The 14,314-nt window shown below is 66.3% G+C and carries 14 protein-coding genes; 2 read left to right on the forward strand and 12 right to left on the reverse strand.

The features are described 5' to 3' along the window. Window positions 1-468 precede the first annotated feature (468 nt). The gene (gene ylqF / locus NMQ14_RS07615; RefSeq protein ID WP_257094895.1) at window positions 469-1,389 is read right to left on the reverse strand and encodes a ribosome biogenesis GTPase YlqF; all 921 of its coding nucleotides are present in this window, start codon (window positions 1,387-1,389) and stop codon (window positions 469-471) included. A gap of 127 nt (window positions 1,390-1,516) precedes the next feature. Here ylqF and NMQ14_RS07620 point away from each other — a divergent pair, with 127 nt between their 5' ends. Continuing rightward, window positions 1,517-1,942, forward strand: a complete 426-nt coding sequence (locus tag NMQ14_RS07620; RefSeq protein WP_257094896.1) for a BLUF domain-containing protein — start codon at window positions 1,517-1,519, stop codon at window positions 1,940-1,942. Here NMQ14_RS07620 and NMQ14_RS07625 read toward each other — a convergent pair. Next, window positions 1,908-2,714, reverse strand: coding sequence for a thioredoxin family protein (locus NMQ14_RS07625; protein ID WP_257094897.1), 807 nt, complete (start codon window positions 2,712-2,714; stop codon window positions 1,908-1,910). The two genes, NMQ14_RS07620 and NMQ14_RS07625, sit on opposite strands and share 35 nt — an antisense overlap. Window positions 2,715-2,781: 67 nt before the next feature. Then, window positions 2,782-4,368 (reverse strand): gamma-glutamyltransferase family protein, encoded by a 1,587-nt coding sequence (locus tag NMQ14_RS07630; protein ID WP_257094898.1) that lies wholly within the window; start codon window positions 4,366-4,368, stop codon window positions 2,782-2,784. A gap of 220 nt (window positions 4,369-4,588) precedes the next feature. On the opposite strand from NMQ14_RS07630, the gene NMQ14_RS07635 reads away from it, so the two are divergent. Continuing rightward, window positions 4,589-5,977: a chloride channel protein gene (locus NMQ14_RS07635; RefSeq protein WP_257094899.1), complete on the forward strand. Its 1,389-nt coding sequence runs from the start codon at window positions 4,589-4,591 to the stop codon at window positions 5,975-5,977. 14 nt (window positions 5,978-5,991) lie between these two features. Here NMQ14_RS07635 and NMQ14_RS07640 read toward each other — a convergent pair whose 3' ends face one another. The 9 genes from NMQ14_RS07640 to NMQ14_RS07680 form a co-directional block, all read right to left on the reverse strand. Beyond that, complete coding sequence (locus NMQ14_RS07640; RefSeq protein ID WP_257094900.1) at window positions 5,992-6,192, reverse strand: hypothetical protein; 201 nt, start codon at window positions 6,190-6,192, stop codon at window positions 5,992-5,994. A gap of 327 nt (window positions 6,193-6,519) precedes the next feature. After that, on the reverse strand, window positions 6,520-7,230 hold the full coding sequence (locus NMQ14_RS07645; RefSeq protein WP_257094901.1) for a glutathione S-transferase family protein: 711 nt from the start codon (window positions 7,228-7,230) through the stop codon (window positions 6,520-6,522). Window positions 7,231-7,393: 163 nt separating this feature from the next. Beyond that, on the reverse strand, window positions 7,394-7,903 hold the full coding sequence (fae, locus tag NMQ14_RS07650; RefSeq protein ID WP_257078844.1) for a formaldehyde-activating enzyme: 510 nt from the start codon (window positions 7,901-7,903) through the stop codon (window positions 7,394-7,396). 152 nt (window positions 7,904-8,055) lie between these two features. After that, window positions 8,056-8,940: a triphosphoribosyl-dephospho-CoA synthase gene (locus tag NMQ14_RS07655; RefSeq protein ID WP_257094904.1), complete on the reverse strand. Its 885-nt coding sequence runs from the start codon at window positions 8,938-8,940 to the stop codon at window positions 8,056-8,058. Further along, a complete protein-coding gene (locus tag NMQ14_RS07660) occupies window positions 8,934-9,860 on the reverse strand; it encodes a RimK family alpha-L-glutamate ligase (RefSeq protein ID WP_257094906.1) in 927 nt (308 codons plus the stop codon). The genes NMQ14_RS07655 and NMQ14_RS07660 overlap by 7 nt, the downstream gene beginning before the upstream one ends. 5 nt (window positions 9,861-9,865) lie before the next feature. Then, a complete protein-coding gene (gene mch, locus NMQ14_RS07665; RefSeq protein ID WP_257094908.1) occupies window positions 9,866-10,864 on the reverse strand; it encodes a methenyltetrahydromethanopterin cyclohydrolase in 999 nt (332 codons plus the stop codon). After that, window positions 10,861-12,024, reverse strand: coding sequence for an ATP-grasp domain-containing protein (locus NMQ14_RS07670; RefSeq protein ID WP_257094910.1), 1,164 nt, complete (start codon window positions 12,022-12,024; stop codon window positions 10,861-10,863). The genes mch and NMQ14_RS07670 overlap by 4 nt, the downstream gene beginning before the upstream one ends. Before the next feature lie 25 nt (window positions 12,025-12,049). Then, window positions 12,050-12,952 (reverse strand): NAD(P)-dependent methylenetetrahydromethanopterin dehydrogenase, encoded by a 903-nt coding sequence (locus NMQ14_RS07675; RefSeq protein WP_257094913.1) that lies wholly within the window; start codon window positions 12,950-12,952, stop codon window positions 12,050-12,052. Window positions 12,953-13,044: 92 nt separating this feature from the next. Beyond that, complete coding sequence (locus NMQ14_RS07680; protein WP_257094915.1) at window positions 13,045-14,046, reverse strand: beta-ribofuranosylaminobenzene 5'-phosphate synthase family protein; 1,002 nt, start codon at window positions 14,044-14,046, stop codon at window positions 13,045-13,047. Window positions 14,047-14,314 lie beyond the last annotated feature (268 nt).

Below are 14,314 nucleotides of genomic sequence, written 5' to 3' on the forward strand. Positions count from 1 at the left end.
GGCAGCCTTCCGGCTGCTGCGACCACAGTCAATGCAGTGCGCCCTGTTGGAGCGGCCCCTTTGAGAGCGGCGGCCTGTGGGAGCGGCTGTGGGAGCGGCGGCCTCGCCGCGATCAGTGCCGCGATGGTCGTTGTGCAGCGTGCGTATCGCGGCGAGGCCGCCGCTCCCACAGCAGGCTCCCACAGCAGGCTCCCACAGCAGGCTCCCACAGCAGGCTCCCACAGCAGGCTCCCACAACCCAGGCTCCCACAACCCAGGCTCCCACAGCCCAGGCCCCACGACCCGTGTTCCGAGAACCCGGCATGGCCGCCGGCTGCCAGAGCGGGCGTACTACTGACCGAGCACCTTCTGCACCAGCGGATGCTGCACGCGGCGCTCGGCGGAAATGGCGTAGAAGTGCTCGACCACCTCATCGCNTCAGGAGCACAGCCCGGAACCCTGCAGTACCCTTCGCAGCCCCGGTTCCCGTCAGTCCGCCGACGTGGTGTCGTCGACCGGTGCTTTCTGCATCGCCTTTTCTGCCTTGGCCGCGCGATCGGCGGCCAGCATCCGGGCGCGCGATTCCGGGGTTTCGAGGCTGACGCGGCCGATGGCGCCGTCGCGATAGTCCTGCAGCAGGGTGAACGATGCCTTTTCGTAATCCGGCGCACCGCCCTTGATGCGGTAGCCGCGCCGCGCGGCAATGTGCTGGATGACCGACACGCCGTCCATGTCCGGCGTGCAGCCGTAGCGGGCGGTCATCAGTGCCGGGTACTTCGCCTGCAGCAGGTTGCCGAGAAAGGTCGCGACCTCTTCGTCGATGATGGCGTTGCGGCCGATGGCATGGCTGGCCGCCAGCATCAGGCCGTCGCTTTCATGCTCGATCTTCGGCCACATCAGGCCCGGCGTGTCGTACAGCGTGAGCCGCGGCGTCAGGTGGATGCGCTGGATGCTCTTGGTGATCGCCGGCTCGTCGCCGGTCGCGGCGACATGCTTCTTCACCAGCGCATTCATCAGCGTCGATTTGCCGACGTTGGGGATACCCATGATGATGAGGCGCAGCGGTTTGAGGTTGTCGTCACGATGCGGTGCGAGCGACTGCGCAAGCTGCTCGATGCGTTTTGCGTCGCCCGGCTTGCGCGCCGAAATCGACACCGCCTTCGTGTTCGGCTGGGCGTTGAAATGCTTCAGCCAGGCTGCCGTCGCTTCCGGGTCGGCCAGATCGGCCTTGTTCAGCAATTTCAGGCAGGGCCGGTTGCGATGCGTGCGGATGGCGTGGATCAGCGGATTGCTGCTCGCGTCGGGTAGACGTGCGTCGAGCACCTCGACCACCACGTCGACCGACTTCATCGCGTCGGTCGCGTGCTTGCGCGCGGCGGTCATGTGACCGGGGAACCACTGGATGGACATGTGGGACGGACAGCTGGATAAGGCCGTCATTCTACCGGTCGACCGGCAGCCGGCGCGCCGCTGCACAATCCCCTGTTCCAGCGGCAGGGCGACCGCGATTGAATGACGACGGAACGAGGAGACAACGATGCTAGTCCGACTGATCTACGCCAGCCGCGTCCAGCCCGACGTCGGGCCGGGCGATATCGACCAGATCCTGCAGGTTTCGCAGGCGAACAATGCGCGGGACGGCATCACCGGCGCCCTGTGCTACACCGGCAGCGTGTTCCTGCAATGCCTGGAAGGTGGCCGCGATCAGGTGAATGCTGCCTATCACCGCATCGTGGCCGATGCGCGGCACCGCGATCCGCTGCTGCTGGAGCTCAAGGAAATCGCGCAGCGCGACTTCACCGACTGGGGCATGGGGTACGTCGGCTATACCGCCGAGAACCGGGCGCTCTTCCTGAAGTACTGTCCGCGCCCGGAATTCGATCCCTACACGATGTCGGCCGCGTCGGTCGAGGCGCTGTTTCAGGCGCTCATCGGCGTGGCGCGCTGGAAGTCAGCGCGCTGAGGCGCTCGGGTGCGGCGCACAGTGCCAGGGATGCGCCGAGCCGCGCGGCGCCCGAATCGGCATCGGCCTGCAGCAGTGCCACGCCGAGATCGGCGCGTTTCCACGACGGGTCGAGCGCAATGTCGCGCATCAGGTTGAACCGCCCCTGTGCGTCGGGCGTGAACGGGCCGATCAGGGTGCGCACGACGAAGTCGTGCTGCAAGGTGCGCCCTGCGTTTTCGCCACCCGAAATCTTCGACCCCAGCATGCGTTCATATACGGCGACGTAACCCACCGAGTCGCCCGGCAGCGTGGTGCGCGCATCGACCTTGAGCACCTGGCCGCGCAGATCAAGCGACAGCGTTACGTCGGCGGCCGGTTCCGGCGACTTGCGCGCCAGCATCGAACGCACCGTGTCGGCCGAACGCCAGCCACGGAAGTCGTCTCCAGACAGCCTGACCTGCGGCGTGTAGACCACGCTGCCCCCCTCGGCGCGTGCCAGCCGGCGCTGTCGTGCGGAATGGGCGCCGGATGAGTACGGGTCACGCCAGCCCAGGTAATCCCAGTAATCGACATGGAAAGCCAGCGGCACGACCTGCTGCGCGTCGGCCGCCTGTTTCAGCGAACGCAGCCAGTCGTCGGCCGGCGGGCAACTGCTGCAGCCCTGCGACGTGTAGAGCTCGACCACCGGGACCCAGCTGCGGGTGGCCTGGCAGGGTGGTGCGCTCTGCGCGAGCACGAAGGGAGAAAGCGCGGCAGCCAGCAGGCCGGGCAGGACAGGACGCAGTGACATGGACGGTCTCCGGCAATGAGTATGTGCAGATGACCGGTGTCGGTCCGCTGTCCTTACGGACATACCGTCAGGCGTACTCGACCGAACCATCCGAACGCGGGTCGGCGGCGCCTTCGATGCGGCCGTCGGGGTGGCGCACGATGAGGCCGGCGTGGCCGGCGCTTTCGTCGAATTCGAGCAGAGATTCGACGACATGACCCCGCTGGCGCAGCGCGTCGAACACTTCGGGCGCAAAGCGCGACTCCAGTTTGAGGGTGTCGCTGTCCGAGCCCCAGGTGCGGCCGAGCAGCCAGCGCGGCGCCGCGACGGCGGCCGTCACGTCGTCGCCGAACAGCAGGTGGCGCAGCAGCACGGCGGCCTGGAACTGCGGCTGTCCGTCGCCACCCATCGAACCATAGACGACCGTGCGCCCGTCAGTCAGCTGGGCGATCGGCGGGTTGAGCGTATGGAACGGCTTGCGGCAGGGTTCCAGTGCGTTGAGCGCGCCGGTCGCCAGCGAAAAGCTGATGCCGCGGTTCTGCCACAGCACGCCGGTGTCGCCGGCGATCACGCCACTTCCGAACTCGTGGTAGATGCTCTGGATGAAGCTCACAGCGCGGCCTTCGGCGTCGACCACACCCATCCACACCGTATCGCCCGGCGCGCCGCTGACCCAGCCACCGGCGCGCTGCAAGTCGATGCTGTCGGCCAGCATGTCGAGGCAGTCGTCCGACAGCAGCGACTGCGCGTCCGTGCGCATGCGTGCCGGATCGGTCAGGTGACGGTCGCGGATCACGAAGGCCTGGCGCGTCGCCTCGACCACGCGATGGATGAATTCGGCAGACTGGCCATGCAGTCCGTCGAGCCCGAGGCGGTCGAGCTGACCGAGTATCAGCAGCGACAGCAGACCCTGGGTGGGTGGTGGTGTGTTGTACACATGGCCAAGGCTGTGCGCGAGCTTCAACGGCGTGCGCCATTGCGCGCGATGCGTCAGGAAGTCGGACAGCCGCAACGGGCTGCCTGCGGCGCCCAGCGCGGAGGCCATGCGGCGCGCCAGGTCGCCGCGGTAGAAATCTTCGAGCCCGGCGCGCGCCAGCTGGGCGAGCGTGTCGGCCAGACGTGGCTGGCACAGCACGTCGCCGGCCTGCGGTACCGTTTTGTCCGGCATGAAATGCGCGGCGAAGCCGGGCTGATGGCGCAGTTCGTCCTGCTTCGCGCGCAGGCCGCGTGCCAGGCTGCGCGAAACCGGCGTGCCGGTCCGCGCATGGTGTTCGGCATCGCGCAGCAGGCGCGACAGCGGCAGGTGCCCACCCGCCTGAGCCGCCGCTTCAAGCGCCAGTTGCCAGCCCGACACCGTGCCGGCCATCGTCAGTGCGGCCAGCGGACCGCGTGTCGGCAGGCGGTTGCGCACGTCGTGGTCGGCATACCAGGTACGACTGGCGATCACCGCCGCGGCGCCGCAGGCGTCGATCGCGCGCGGCGGCTGGCCCGGTTCGGCGATCAGCCAGAAGCCGTCGCCGCCGAGCGCGTTCATGTGCGGGTAGACGACGGCGATCGTCGCGGCCGCGGCGATCATGGCTTCGATCGCGTTGCCGCCTTCGCGCAGCACGTCGCGCGCCGATTCGCTGGCCAGGTGATGGGGGGCGACCGCGATGCCGCGGGCAGTGGGTTTCATCGGGGCATCTCCATGGGCGGCCGCGCAGGCGGGTTCTAGTGCCCCCGTATGGTGCATCAAGCGGCATCGCCTGCGCGGTTTTCAATGAATTTCCCAGGCAAACGGCCGCCTGAACACGGTTACAGTCTGCATGCGGGCATCGCGGCTGGCGGCATGCATCTTGCGTCCTGCAATCATCTTCGACGGCGTACTGCGCCATATCTGCATACGGAAAGTATCGATGCGTCACAAGTATTCGCTGTCTGCCTGGCGTAACCGACTGCGGCTTGCCTGGTTCGATTTCAAGTCACCGACCCTGCGCCGGCGCAATCAGGCCTATTTCAAGGTATGGCTCGGCCGTCTCGTGCTGTGGGGCGGTGCGGTCGTGGTGGGCATGCTGGCGGTCGGCTTCGCACAGTTGTCCGACCTGGCCATTCACCACTTCCGTGCCATGGCAAGCGAGAACCCGTGGTGGCCCTTCCTGCTGACGCCGCTCGGCGGCGCGCTGTGCGTGTGGGCGACGCGGCGCTGGTTTCCGGGTGCCGAGGGCAGCGGTATTCCGCAGACCATCGCAGAAATGTCACGACCGGAAGACCGCAGCTGGAAGCCGCTGCTGTCGCTGCGCATCATCGTCGGCAAGATCGTCATCGGCACAGCGGCCGTCGGCAGCGGGTTTTCGCTTGGCCGCGAAGGTCCCACCGTGCAGATCGGTGCATCGATGCTCAATGCGTTGCACCGTCTGTTGCCGGGCGGCCTGCACATTCCGCGCACCCACATGCTGGTCGCCGGCGGCGCCGCCGGCATTGCTGCGGCCTTCAACACACCGCTGGCGGGCATTGTGTTCGCCATTGAAACGCTTTCGCGCAATGTCGAGTCGCGCATGAGCGGTCTCATCATCACTGCCATCGTGCTGGCCGGCATCGTGTCACAGGCCTTTCTCGGCAAGGCAAGTTACTTCGGCCAGATCGCCATCGCCGGTACCGACCGCGAAATGGCGCTTGCCGTGGCCATCACCGCGCTGGTGTGCGGCGTCGCGGGCGGCCTGTTCTCGCGCATGCTCATCATCAGTTCCACGTCGTGGAAGGGACGGATGGCGGAGTATCGACGCGACCATCCGATCCGCTTTGCCGCCGCCTGCGGCGTGCTGGTCGCCGCACTCGGCTACGTCACCGGCGGCAGCAGCTTCGGCAGCGGCTATGGCGAAACCCGTGCGCTGCTCGAAGGCGACACGTCGCTCGAGTGGTACTACGGCCCGGCCAAGTTCCTCGCCACGCTGATTGCCTACCTGTCCGGCCTGCCGGGCGGCATCTTTGCGCCCAGCCTGGCGATCGGTGCCGGCATCGGTCACGATCTCGCGCCGCTGATCGGCCAGCAGGACGCGCCGGGCATGCTGCTGGTGCTGTGCATGGCCGGCTTTCTCGCCGCGGTGACCCAGTCGCCGATCACCTCCTTCATCATCGTGATGGAAATGGTCGACGGCTATTCGGTGGTGATCGGCCTGATGGCGGTATCGCTGCTGTCATCGGGGGTATCGCGCATCTTCAGCCAGCCGCTGTATGAAACGGTGGCGCGGCACATGGTGGCGCGTAACGGCGGACCGATCGTGGCGCCGCGGGAGGAAAAGCCGTAAATGACCTGTCCGGGTCAGTGCGCGGCGTTATCGAACGCGCGTGCCCCGAAAGCGCGCCACCCTGCGGGAACGATGGAACACAGCGCAAAACGCTGTCCGTTGGTCACGATGATCAGGTGCTCCTGGCGGGCTGCGGACATGACGTCGACAACGCGGTCATCGACCGAGATGCTGCGCAGGCGGATGGCTGCAATGGGTTGGATGGCCGGCATCATGTCAGTGGCGGTAGTGCGCCCGCCTGTCTTGCGCCGGTTGCGTCCGGGCTTTTCGATATTTCGTATTGCGCGTTGTGCCGGATGGCGACGTGTTGCCTGGCTCATGCTCGACCCCGCTCAAGTCAGGCCCCGGGCGGATGCCCGGTGAATCCGGACCCGCCGGATCAGGGTGGGCCTGCTTCAGTTAGCGGTCGCCGTGCGCAAAGCCTGAGCGCCGATCTGCATCAATCGACGCTTCGTGACGCATGTTTACATGTCCTCGAACAGAGGTTGCCGGCAACGCTGCGCACGACCGGCCAACTCGCGAGGCAGGCTCAACGCCGTGCGTCAGACGCCGCCCTTGTTCGATCCGCCGGTCTCCACCATCTTCTGCGCGCCGGCCACGAAGGCCCGGGCCTTGTCGTCTTCAGGCTTGGCGAGATCGATGTCGGATGGCGGAATGACCACGCCGCGCCGTGCGGCGGGACGCGCGTCGATGACGTCGATCCAGCGCTTCAGATGCGGCAGTTCGTCGATGTTCAGGCCGGACCACGGATAGGTGCGCACCCACGCCCAGTTCGCGATGTCGGCGATCGAATAGTCGCCGGCGAGGAATTCGTGTTCCTTCAGATGGCTGTCGAGCACGCGGAACAGCCGCATCGACTCGCCCTGATAGCGGTCGATGACCGGTTGCAGCTTCTCCGGGAAGTAGCGGAAGAACACATTGGCCTGACCCATCATCGGGCCGACGCCGCCCATCTGGAACATCAGCCACTGCAGCACGCGCGAGCGGCCCTTCATGTCCGACGGCATCAAGCGGCCGGTTTTTTCCCCCAGATAGATCAGGATGGCGCCTGATTCGAATACCGCGAAGTCGTCCTCCGCGCGATCGATGATGGCCGGAATGCGACCGTTCGGATTGATCGCGAGGAACCACGGTTCCTTCTGGTCGCGCGCCGACAGCGACAGCGCATGCACCGTGTAGGGCAGCGCAAGTTCCTCCAGCGCGATGGAAACCTTGTGGCCGTTGGGTGTGGCGGCGGTATAGAGATCGATCATGATGCTCCCTTCGTTGGAATGGCCGACCTGCGGGTGGTCTCTGCGCCGCAGTGTAGCCTCCACCTTGCAGCGGAGCGAATTGACGGACGCGCTTGTGCGCCGGACAAAAAAAACGCCCCCGGCCAGACGGCCGGGGGCGTTTATCGCAACGAGGCCGTGAGGCTTAGTTTGCGGCGAACGGGTGCGTGGCCGAACCCTTCTTGGCAACCACTTCAGCAGCGGTCGGGGTGCCGGCGACTGCGCGAGCGATCGATTCCTTGACCGCGCGGTAGTTGAAGTCCTGGATCTTTGCGTCGTCTTCGGCCATCCAGTGGATGAACACGCCGACGCAGATGAACAGGTTGTCGGCTTCGTCAGCCGGGATCGTGCCGTCAGCGACGCTGTCGGCAACGGCCATCGCGACGCCGCGCTGTGCCGGGCCGAACATCTGGACAGCCTGCTTGGCGCCCTTGATGGTGACCTTGTTGAACATGACCGTAGCCGGCTTGCACAGCAGGTTCGGTGCAACGACGGCCAGCAGGGACGTGAAACCATCCTTGTTGTTGACCAGGGCGTTGGCGAAAGCGGCTTCTGCAGCGCTGCCACGCGGGCCCATGATCAGGTCGATGTGAGCGACTTCATTGCCGTCACCAACCAGGGATTCACCAACACACAGACCATTAATCTTCGCCATATCGAATCTCCTCATTACTAGGCAAGTTATAGGGGGTTACCCCCTGTGGTAGCCCGCGTTCCGGGGTACGAAACACAGGATAAAAACTTCGTTGTGGTGCGCTTCTGGTGCCTTTGTGATGCTTTCTTGCTTTTGGTTGCATCCTGGCGCCGTCATGCGCCGGCAATTACCAGCGCGCCGGCCAGGAAGGCTGTCACAACCGTCAGGTCTGCGCTCGTTCCGGGATTGATGCCCGCCGTTTTCAGGCGTTCGTCCCATCCCCTCAGTGTGTCTTGCATCATAACCGGATCATCCGCCCGTTCAAACCCGCCCAGCAGACGTATCGCCGTGTTGCGCACCGATAGCGCCGTTTCCGGACCATGTTTGCGCATGATGTGGGTGTCGGGAATCAATGCGAGACAGAACATGAACACTTTGGCCGCCGCCCATGCTTCACTGCACCATCGATCACGCGCCGCCAGATGGACCGGCAACAGGTGGTGGTGCACCAGTTCGTAGCCACTTGCGTACAGCGCGGCGATGCTGTCGCGGTGCGCGGCGAGCTGCATGGCCTGCAGCAGCGTGATCCGTGCTTCGCCCGCCACGTCGTGATCGTCGCGCCGACCCAGCCCGGCCGGCTGCGCCAGACGGATTGCCTCATAGGCGTGTGACGCGTCGGTGACAGTGAGTTCGGCCAGCGTGCGCCGCAGCGAGACGTACAGGCTTTCCTCCGGCTGGCGATGCAGCGCAGCATGGGCGATCGGCGCGCAGCCCAGTACGATGCCCAGATTGGTGTTGCATCCGACCGCCTGCCAGGTGGCGCGCATCGCCCCTTCGATGCGTTCGCCGACTGTCGCGTCCGCGCGACAGATCGGCCCGGCGGCTGCGTCGGCGCTGGCAAGGAAATCGGCCACCTGCATGCGATGACCGGCGCCATGACGGCCGACATTGCCCGGTTTCAGCGCCTCGACGTCGAGCCGGCACGCGTGCAGGAAGGCGCTTTCCAGCGCAGCCTGACGCGCGATCCGGCCGGTGTCGGGCGGCAGCGTCATCAACATGCGATCTCGCCCGCTGCCGGGCAGCGGCGCAGCAGGTCGTCGGCCAGCGCTTGCGCGATGTTCAGGCTGGTGACGCCCTGCAGGCCCTTCCAGGCCGGAATGCTGTTGACTTCAAGTACGGTGAGCCGGCCGTGATCGTCGCGCAGGATGTCGACGCCGGCGTAGTCCATGCCGGTGGCGCGGGCCGCATCGACCGCCAGCCGGGTGAGCGCCTCGTCGGGCGGAATGGCTTCGCAGCGTCCGCCCTGTGACACATTGTTCAGCCAGCTGCGGCCCTTGCGCAGCATGCCGGCCACCGGCTTGCCATCGATCACCATGATGCGCCAGTCGCTCCATTCGCCCAGCGCATCGCGCGAGCGGGCGCTGTAGCGCTGCATGTACCAGACGTGGCCGACGCTCTCTGCGTCGGGCAGCGCATCGCCAGCCGTCAGGCGCACGATACCTTCGCCCTGCGAGCCGAACAGCGGCTTGACCAGCACGTCGTGGCCGGCGGCGAATTCGCGCATCAGCACCGCGCGCGCCTCGCTTTCACCCTCGGCCACCCAGGTCGGCGGCGTCGGAATGCCGGCGTGGTGCAGCAGCACGCTGGTCATCGCCTTGTCCACGCTCTTTTCGATGGCGCGGGCGTGGTTGTAGACCGGAATGCCCAGCTCGCCCAGGTAGTGCAGGAAATCCATGCGCAGCACCACCTGCTGCAGCGTGCCGCCGGCCACGCCGCGCACGAACACGGCCTGTGGCAACGTCTGTTCGAAGCCGGGCATGACGACACCCGACACGCCGCGCTGCAGGTCGATGTGGCACGCGCCCAGACTGACATAGCGCGCCAGCAGGCCGCGCGCCCGGAAAGCCTCGACCAGGCGCTTGCCGTGCCAGCCCGGCTCGTCGGTGACGATGGCGATGTCGGCCTGCTGCGCACCCATGGCGCTTACTTGCCCTCGCCGAACGAACGGCCGAGCAGTTCGGCATTGATCTGGCCGGCACGGAAGCTCTTGCCGGTGCGCAGATTGCTGACGATGACGCGTGCCGGGGCGAACAGCATCGGGTCGATCTTGTAGAAGTCGTACTTCACTTCCTTGAACACCTCGGCGAACGGACGGCCATAGTCGCGCGACGAGGATGACGGCAGTTTCTGCGCCAGATCGGCCGCCGAATCGTCGTCGCTGTCCACATAGAGTTGTGCCACGCCGCCGAACAGGATGGCGTCGTTGGTGCGACCCATGGCGTTCAGGAAGTCGGGCGCCGGCGGCGCGACCGGCGCGCTGGCGGCCCCGTCGACCACCTGGGTCAGAGGAAAGCCCAGCGCATGCACCTTGTGCAGCGCGACTTCGAGTACGCGGCCGACCACCTGCACGGTACCGGCCAGGCTGCGCGTCGGCGTCAGGATCAGCGTCACGGCGTCGTCGGCAACAGCGCAGTCGCGGCGGATCTTGGCCAGCACTTCGGCCGGCGGCTGACGATCGACTTCAAGTACCAGCACGGCGTGCTTCGCATCGTCCTTGTAGCCGAGTTCTGCAAACAGCGGCTCCTTGACGGCCAGCGCACGGCCCGGACCGGACCCGAGCGCATGAAACGCCTCCTTGCCTTCGCCGTGCGACAGGCTCCAGCCGGCGTACTGGCTGGCCAGGCAGGCGACGACCGGATGGGTCGAGTGCACGTTGATGGTCAGCGGCCAGTGTGCATCACGGGTATTGAAAGTTGCGGTGCCCAGACCGCCCATGCAGATTTCGGTGATGCGGCGACCGGCTTCGATGCCGCCGTGGCAGTGGATGCCGGCGTCGATGACGCGGCCGCCGCCGGGCAGGGCATCAACCTTGACGCGCAGCGCATCGGCGTCGCGTACCAGGCCCTCGACCAGATCCATGACGTATCGGCCCACGCTGGGCTGGGCACCGGTCAGGACCGGTCCGTGTTCTGCAGTGCTCATGCGCTTCTCCTCGGAATGACAAGATCGTTGTTATGGTCTGTTGCAACTGCTCCGGCGGACGGTGCGATCCGGTGCAGCACTTCTTCATGGCGTTGCTGCAACTGCGTGCGAACGCTGTTTTCATCATGGCCTGCGGCGTGCGCAGTGCAGACTGGTGTTGCCTTTGCGACCAGGCTGCCGGCAGCCGGCAGATCGGTGCAGCCGCCGGGCCACCGGACGCCGTCGCCGATGACCAGGTCGTGCGGTGCATAGACCACGCGCAGGCCGAGCAGCGTGCGCGACGGTGACAGCACCACATCGTTCAGTTGCCCGGCACAGGCGGCCACATGGGCTGCGAACAGGCCGCCTTCAACCCGGTTCTCGTACAGCGCGAGTGTTGCGGTCGGCCGCGGGTTGATTTCCAGCAGCACGTGACGGCCGCCCCGCAGCACCAGATCGGCACCGTTCAGTCCGCGCAGTCCGAACGCCTGCACGATGGCGTTGACATCGCGCTCCAGCGCGGCCAGCTGCGCGTCGTCGAGCGGCAGGTCACTCACCGCTTCGCACCAGGCGTACGGCCCGGCAATCGCCCCCGGAAACTGCCGGCTGACGCCGACGATGCGGCCGCGGTGGCCATCGGCGAGGAACAGCACCGAAGCTGGAACGCCCGCCGCGTGCGCCTGCGCGTGCCAGCCCGCCGGTATCGCTTCGCCGCCGCGCGCTGGTCGCACATGTGCGCCGCCGCAGGCACCGGTCTGTTTCATCAGCCAGCCCTCGGGCGCCCGACCTTCACTGCGCATCGCCGCAAAGCGCACGCCCGCCCGCTGCAGGCCGGCGGCCAGCGTGTCCGGCGCCTTGCAGTGCTGTACGGTCACCGCAGCGTTGCCGATGCGCGGGGCTGATGCGTGGCGTGCGAGGTCCAGCGCGGAAAGCAGATCAGGCCGTCGCTCGAAGCCCGACCCGGCGACGATGCCGTCGCAGTCTCCGGCCAGTCCGGCGATCAGCGCAGGCAAATCGTCGCCGAAGGCGCCATCGCGAAAATCCGCCCTGACGGTACGTCGGGCCAGCGCCCGTGTGTCGGTGTCGGCGAACGGATCAATCACGTCGCAGGTCCAGCCTGCCGAGACGCACGAGTGCGCCAGCGCGCGTGCGCTGCCCGAAACGATGAGCCAGTGCGGCACCGGCGTGGTTTCCAGCCCGGTACGGTCAGGCCACCAGTTCGCGGGCGGTGGCGAAGGCGTCGCGGAAGTCGAGATAGACCGGCTTGTCGGTATTGATCATGCGCTGGAACAATCCGCGCTGGCACAGGTACTTCACGTTGCCGATGGCCAGTGCGCCGATGCCGACCGCCTTGCCCGAACCGGATTCCAGCGGCTTGCCGTCGTCCATCACGCCCAGACCTTCGACGCCGGCAGGCGGCACCGCGTTGACGTCGGCAGCCACCAGCAGCGAGGTCGCGGACATCAGCTGCGCCTTGCTCAGCACCTGGATGCCGGCCTTTGCCGTGCACAGGATGATGTTGGCCTGCGGCATCAGGTTTTCCTTCTGTTCGTTTGATCCGGCCTCGACCGGCAGCACCGACGAGCCGTAGCGCGTATTCACCACCTCGGAGGCGACGCGGGCGCGCATGGCGCTCGAATGGCTGCCGACCAGCACCTTGGCGCCGGCGCTCGAGGCGAGTACGGCTGCGGCGGTACCCACCGGTCCCGTTCCGCCGAGGACCAGCACGGTCTTGCCTTCGAGTTCGGTGTTGTGCGCCTTGCGCAGCTGGCGTTCGACACAGGCAACCAGCGCGGCCGCGGTGGTGAAGGCGCCGCTCGGATCAGCGAACACCGACACTTCGAACGGCGGCACCATCGCGTTGCGGCAGGCGTCGAGCATGTCGGCCGCCAGACCGATGTCGCGGCCTCCGATGAACAAGCCGGTGCGCTTCACGCCATTGGGGCCGCGCGAAAAGATCGCGTCCTGCGTCAGGCCGTAGATCTGGTCGAGTCCGACGCCGGAATACGGCATCAGAACCTGGTAGCCCGCATCACACGCCATGTTCACGTCGAACGGGCTGATGTTGTTGGTCGGGCTGAACATGTGAAGGATGTAGGGGTTTTCCATGGTCTGTCTCACTCTTTCCGCCCGAAGGCTGCGTACTCTGGTTACGTCGTTGTCAGGTGCGTGCTTGCATGGGCCACAGGGGGGCCCGGTACTTATTCACGGCTGGTTGCGGCAGCAATTGAAGTCTGTCGCGAGGTCCAATGCGCACCTTCATTGCGGGCAGCACAAATCATCAATTCGAGTCCGGCTGCATCCGCGTAGCGTTCGCGCACCGCCCCGACCATGGCCTGCGCATCGGCCTCCGATGCGGCCAGCGCGAAGCCGGTCGGCCCCCAAGAGCTTTGGCCGATGCAGGCTGCGCCCAGTTCCTGCAGGGTCAGCGCGACCTCGCCCACCCGCTTGCTGGTGTAGCGGCCACCCTGTGCCGGCGAAAAATAATCGCCGACGCAATGCTGCAGTTCGTTGATCGCAGCGCCGAACAGGTCGATGTCTTCCTCGGCCAGCGCCGGCAATGCGCGCATCAGTACCAGCCGGCTGAGCCGGTCGGCCACACCCGACGCATAGGGCGGCAGCACGCGGAATGCTTCCTTCTCGGCGCTGCCGTGCAGGCCGCGGCACGCGTGATCGAAAATCAGCACCATGCGCCAGGCAGCCGGAAAACGCATCTGCGCGATGATCGGGGGCGGTGCGTCGACCGCGCCGCGACCGCCATCGACGATGAAGCCGCCGCCATCGAAACTGCCGATGCCGATGCCGGAGCGGGCACCCCGGTCAAGCAGGCTGGCGACTTCGCGTGAATCCAGATTGAGTCCGTACAACCGGGCCAGCGCCATGCCGACCGCGAGGGCGAGCTGGGTACCGGAGCCCAGACCTGAATGCGATGGAATGGCATCGGTCAATGTGATGCGGGCCGGTGGCAGGTCGAAGCGCGTGCTCAGGTCAAGGGCGTAACGATGGGCGCGTTCGGCGTCGTGGCCGGTCACCTGTAGCGTGTCGGAGGGCTCGATCTCGACCACGGTGTTCAGCCCGTTCAACGTCAGGCCGACGCTGCCAAAGCGCCGCCCCATGCTGCCGTCGAGATCGATGAAGCCCAGGTGCAGACGCGCGGGGGCCCGGACGGTCAGGGCAGCGGCGGTTGCGTGTCTTGGGTTCATCGCGTCAATCATGGTCCGAAGAGCGCTGATTATCCCAAATTCGCCCGCTACACAGGGAAGGCTTGGATGTTGTGGTGCAGCGGCGGAGTCCGGTGTTGCCGGGTGACGTCGTTTTCGGATCGTGCTGTATCGCATGTGAAACAGACTGATCTCACGCGTTCGTCGTGACTTCGATGCTGCACTGCGGCACTCGAACGTCAGTCCGCACCCGCTTTTTGCATGTTGTATCGTGGCGAGTGCTGAGTGTGACCCAACTGATGAAACGGAT

Source organism: Methyloversatilis sp. XJ19-13 (genome assembly GCF_024580155.1).
Taxonomy (GTDB): Bacteria; Pseudomonadota; Gammaproteobacteria; order Burkholderiales; family Rhodocyclaceae; genus Methyloversatilis.

Excerpts from the sequence above, each read along its gene's own strand:
- ylqF (WP_257094895.1), bottom strand. The coding sequence starts at position 1,389 with ATGTCCATCCAGTGGTTCCCCGGTCACATGACCGCCGCGCGCAAGCAC.
- NMQ14_RS07620 (WP_257094896.1), top strand. The coding sequence starts at position 1,517 with ATGCTAGTCCGACTGATCTACGCCAGCCGCGTCCAGCCCGACGTCGGG.
- NMQ14_RS07625 (WP_257094897.1), bottom strand. The coding sequence starts at position 2,714 with ATGTCACTGCGTCCTGTCCTGCCCGGCCTGCTGGCTGCCGCGCTTTCT.
- NMQ14_RS07630 (WP_257094898.1), bottom strand. The coding sequence starts at position 4,368 with ATGAAACCCACTGCCCGCGGCATCGCGGTCGCCCCCCATCACCTGGCC.
- NMQ14_RS07635 (WP_257094899.1), top strand. The coding sequence starts at position 4,589 with ATGCGTCACAAGTATTCGCTGTCTGCCTGGCGTAACCGACTGCGGCTT.
- NMQ14_RS07640 (WP_257094900.1), bottom strand. The coding sequence starts at position 6,192 with ATGATGCCGGCCATCCAACCCATTGCAGCCATCCGCCTGCGCAGCATC.
- NMQ14_RS07645 (WP_257094901.1), bottom strand. The coding sequence starts at position 7,230 with ATGATCGATCTCTATACCGCCGCCACACCCAACGGCCACAAGGTTTCC.
- fae (WP_257078844.1), bottom strand. The coding sequence starts at position 7,903 with ATGGCGAAGATTAATGGTCTGTGTGTTGGTGAATCCCTGGTTGGTGAC.
- NMQ14_RS07655 (WP_257094904.1), bottom strand. The coding sequence starts at position 8,940 with ATGTTGATGACGCTGCCGCCCGACACCGGCCGGATCGCGCGTCAGGCT.
- NMQ14_RS07660 (WP_257094906.1), bottom strand. The coding sequence starts at position 9,860 with ATGGGTGCGCAGCAGGCCGACATCGCCATCGTCACCGACGAGCCGGGC.
- mch (WP_257094908.1), bottom strand. The coding sequence starts at position 10,864 with ATGAGCACTGCAGAACACGGACCGGTCCTGACCGGTGCCCAGCCCAGC.
- NMQ14_RS07675 (WP_257094913.1), bottom strand. The coding sequence starts at position 12,952 with ATGGAAAACCCCTACATCCTTCACATGTTCAGCCCGACCAACAACATC.
- NMQ14_RS07680 (WP_257094915.1), bottom strand. The coding sequence starts at position 14,046 with ATGAACCCAAGACACGCAACCGCCGCTGCCCTGACCGTCCGGGCCCCC.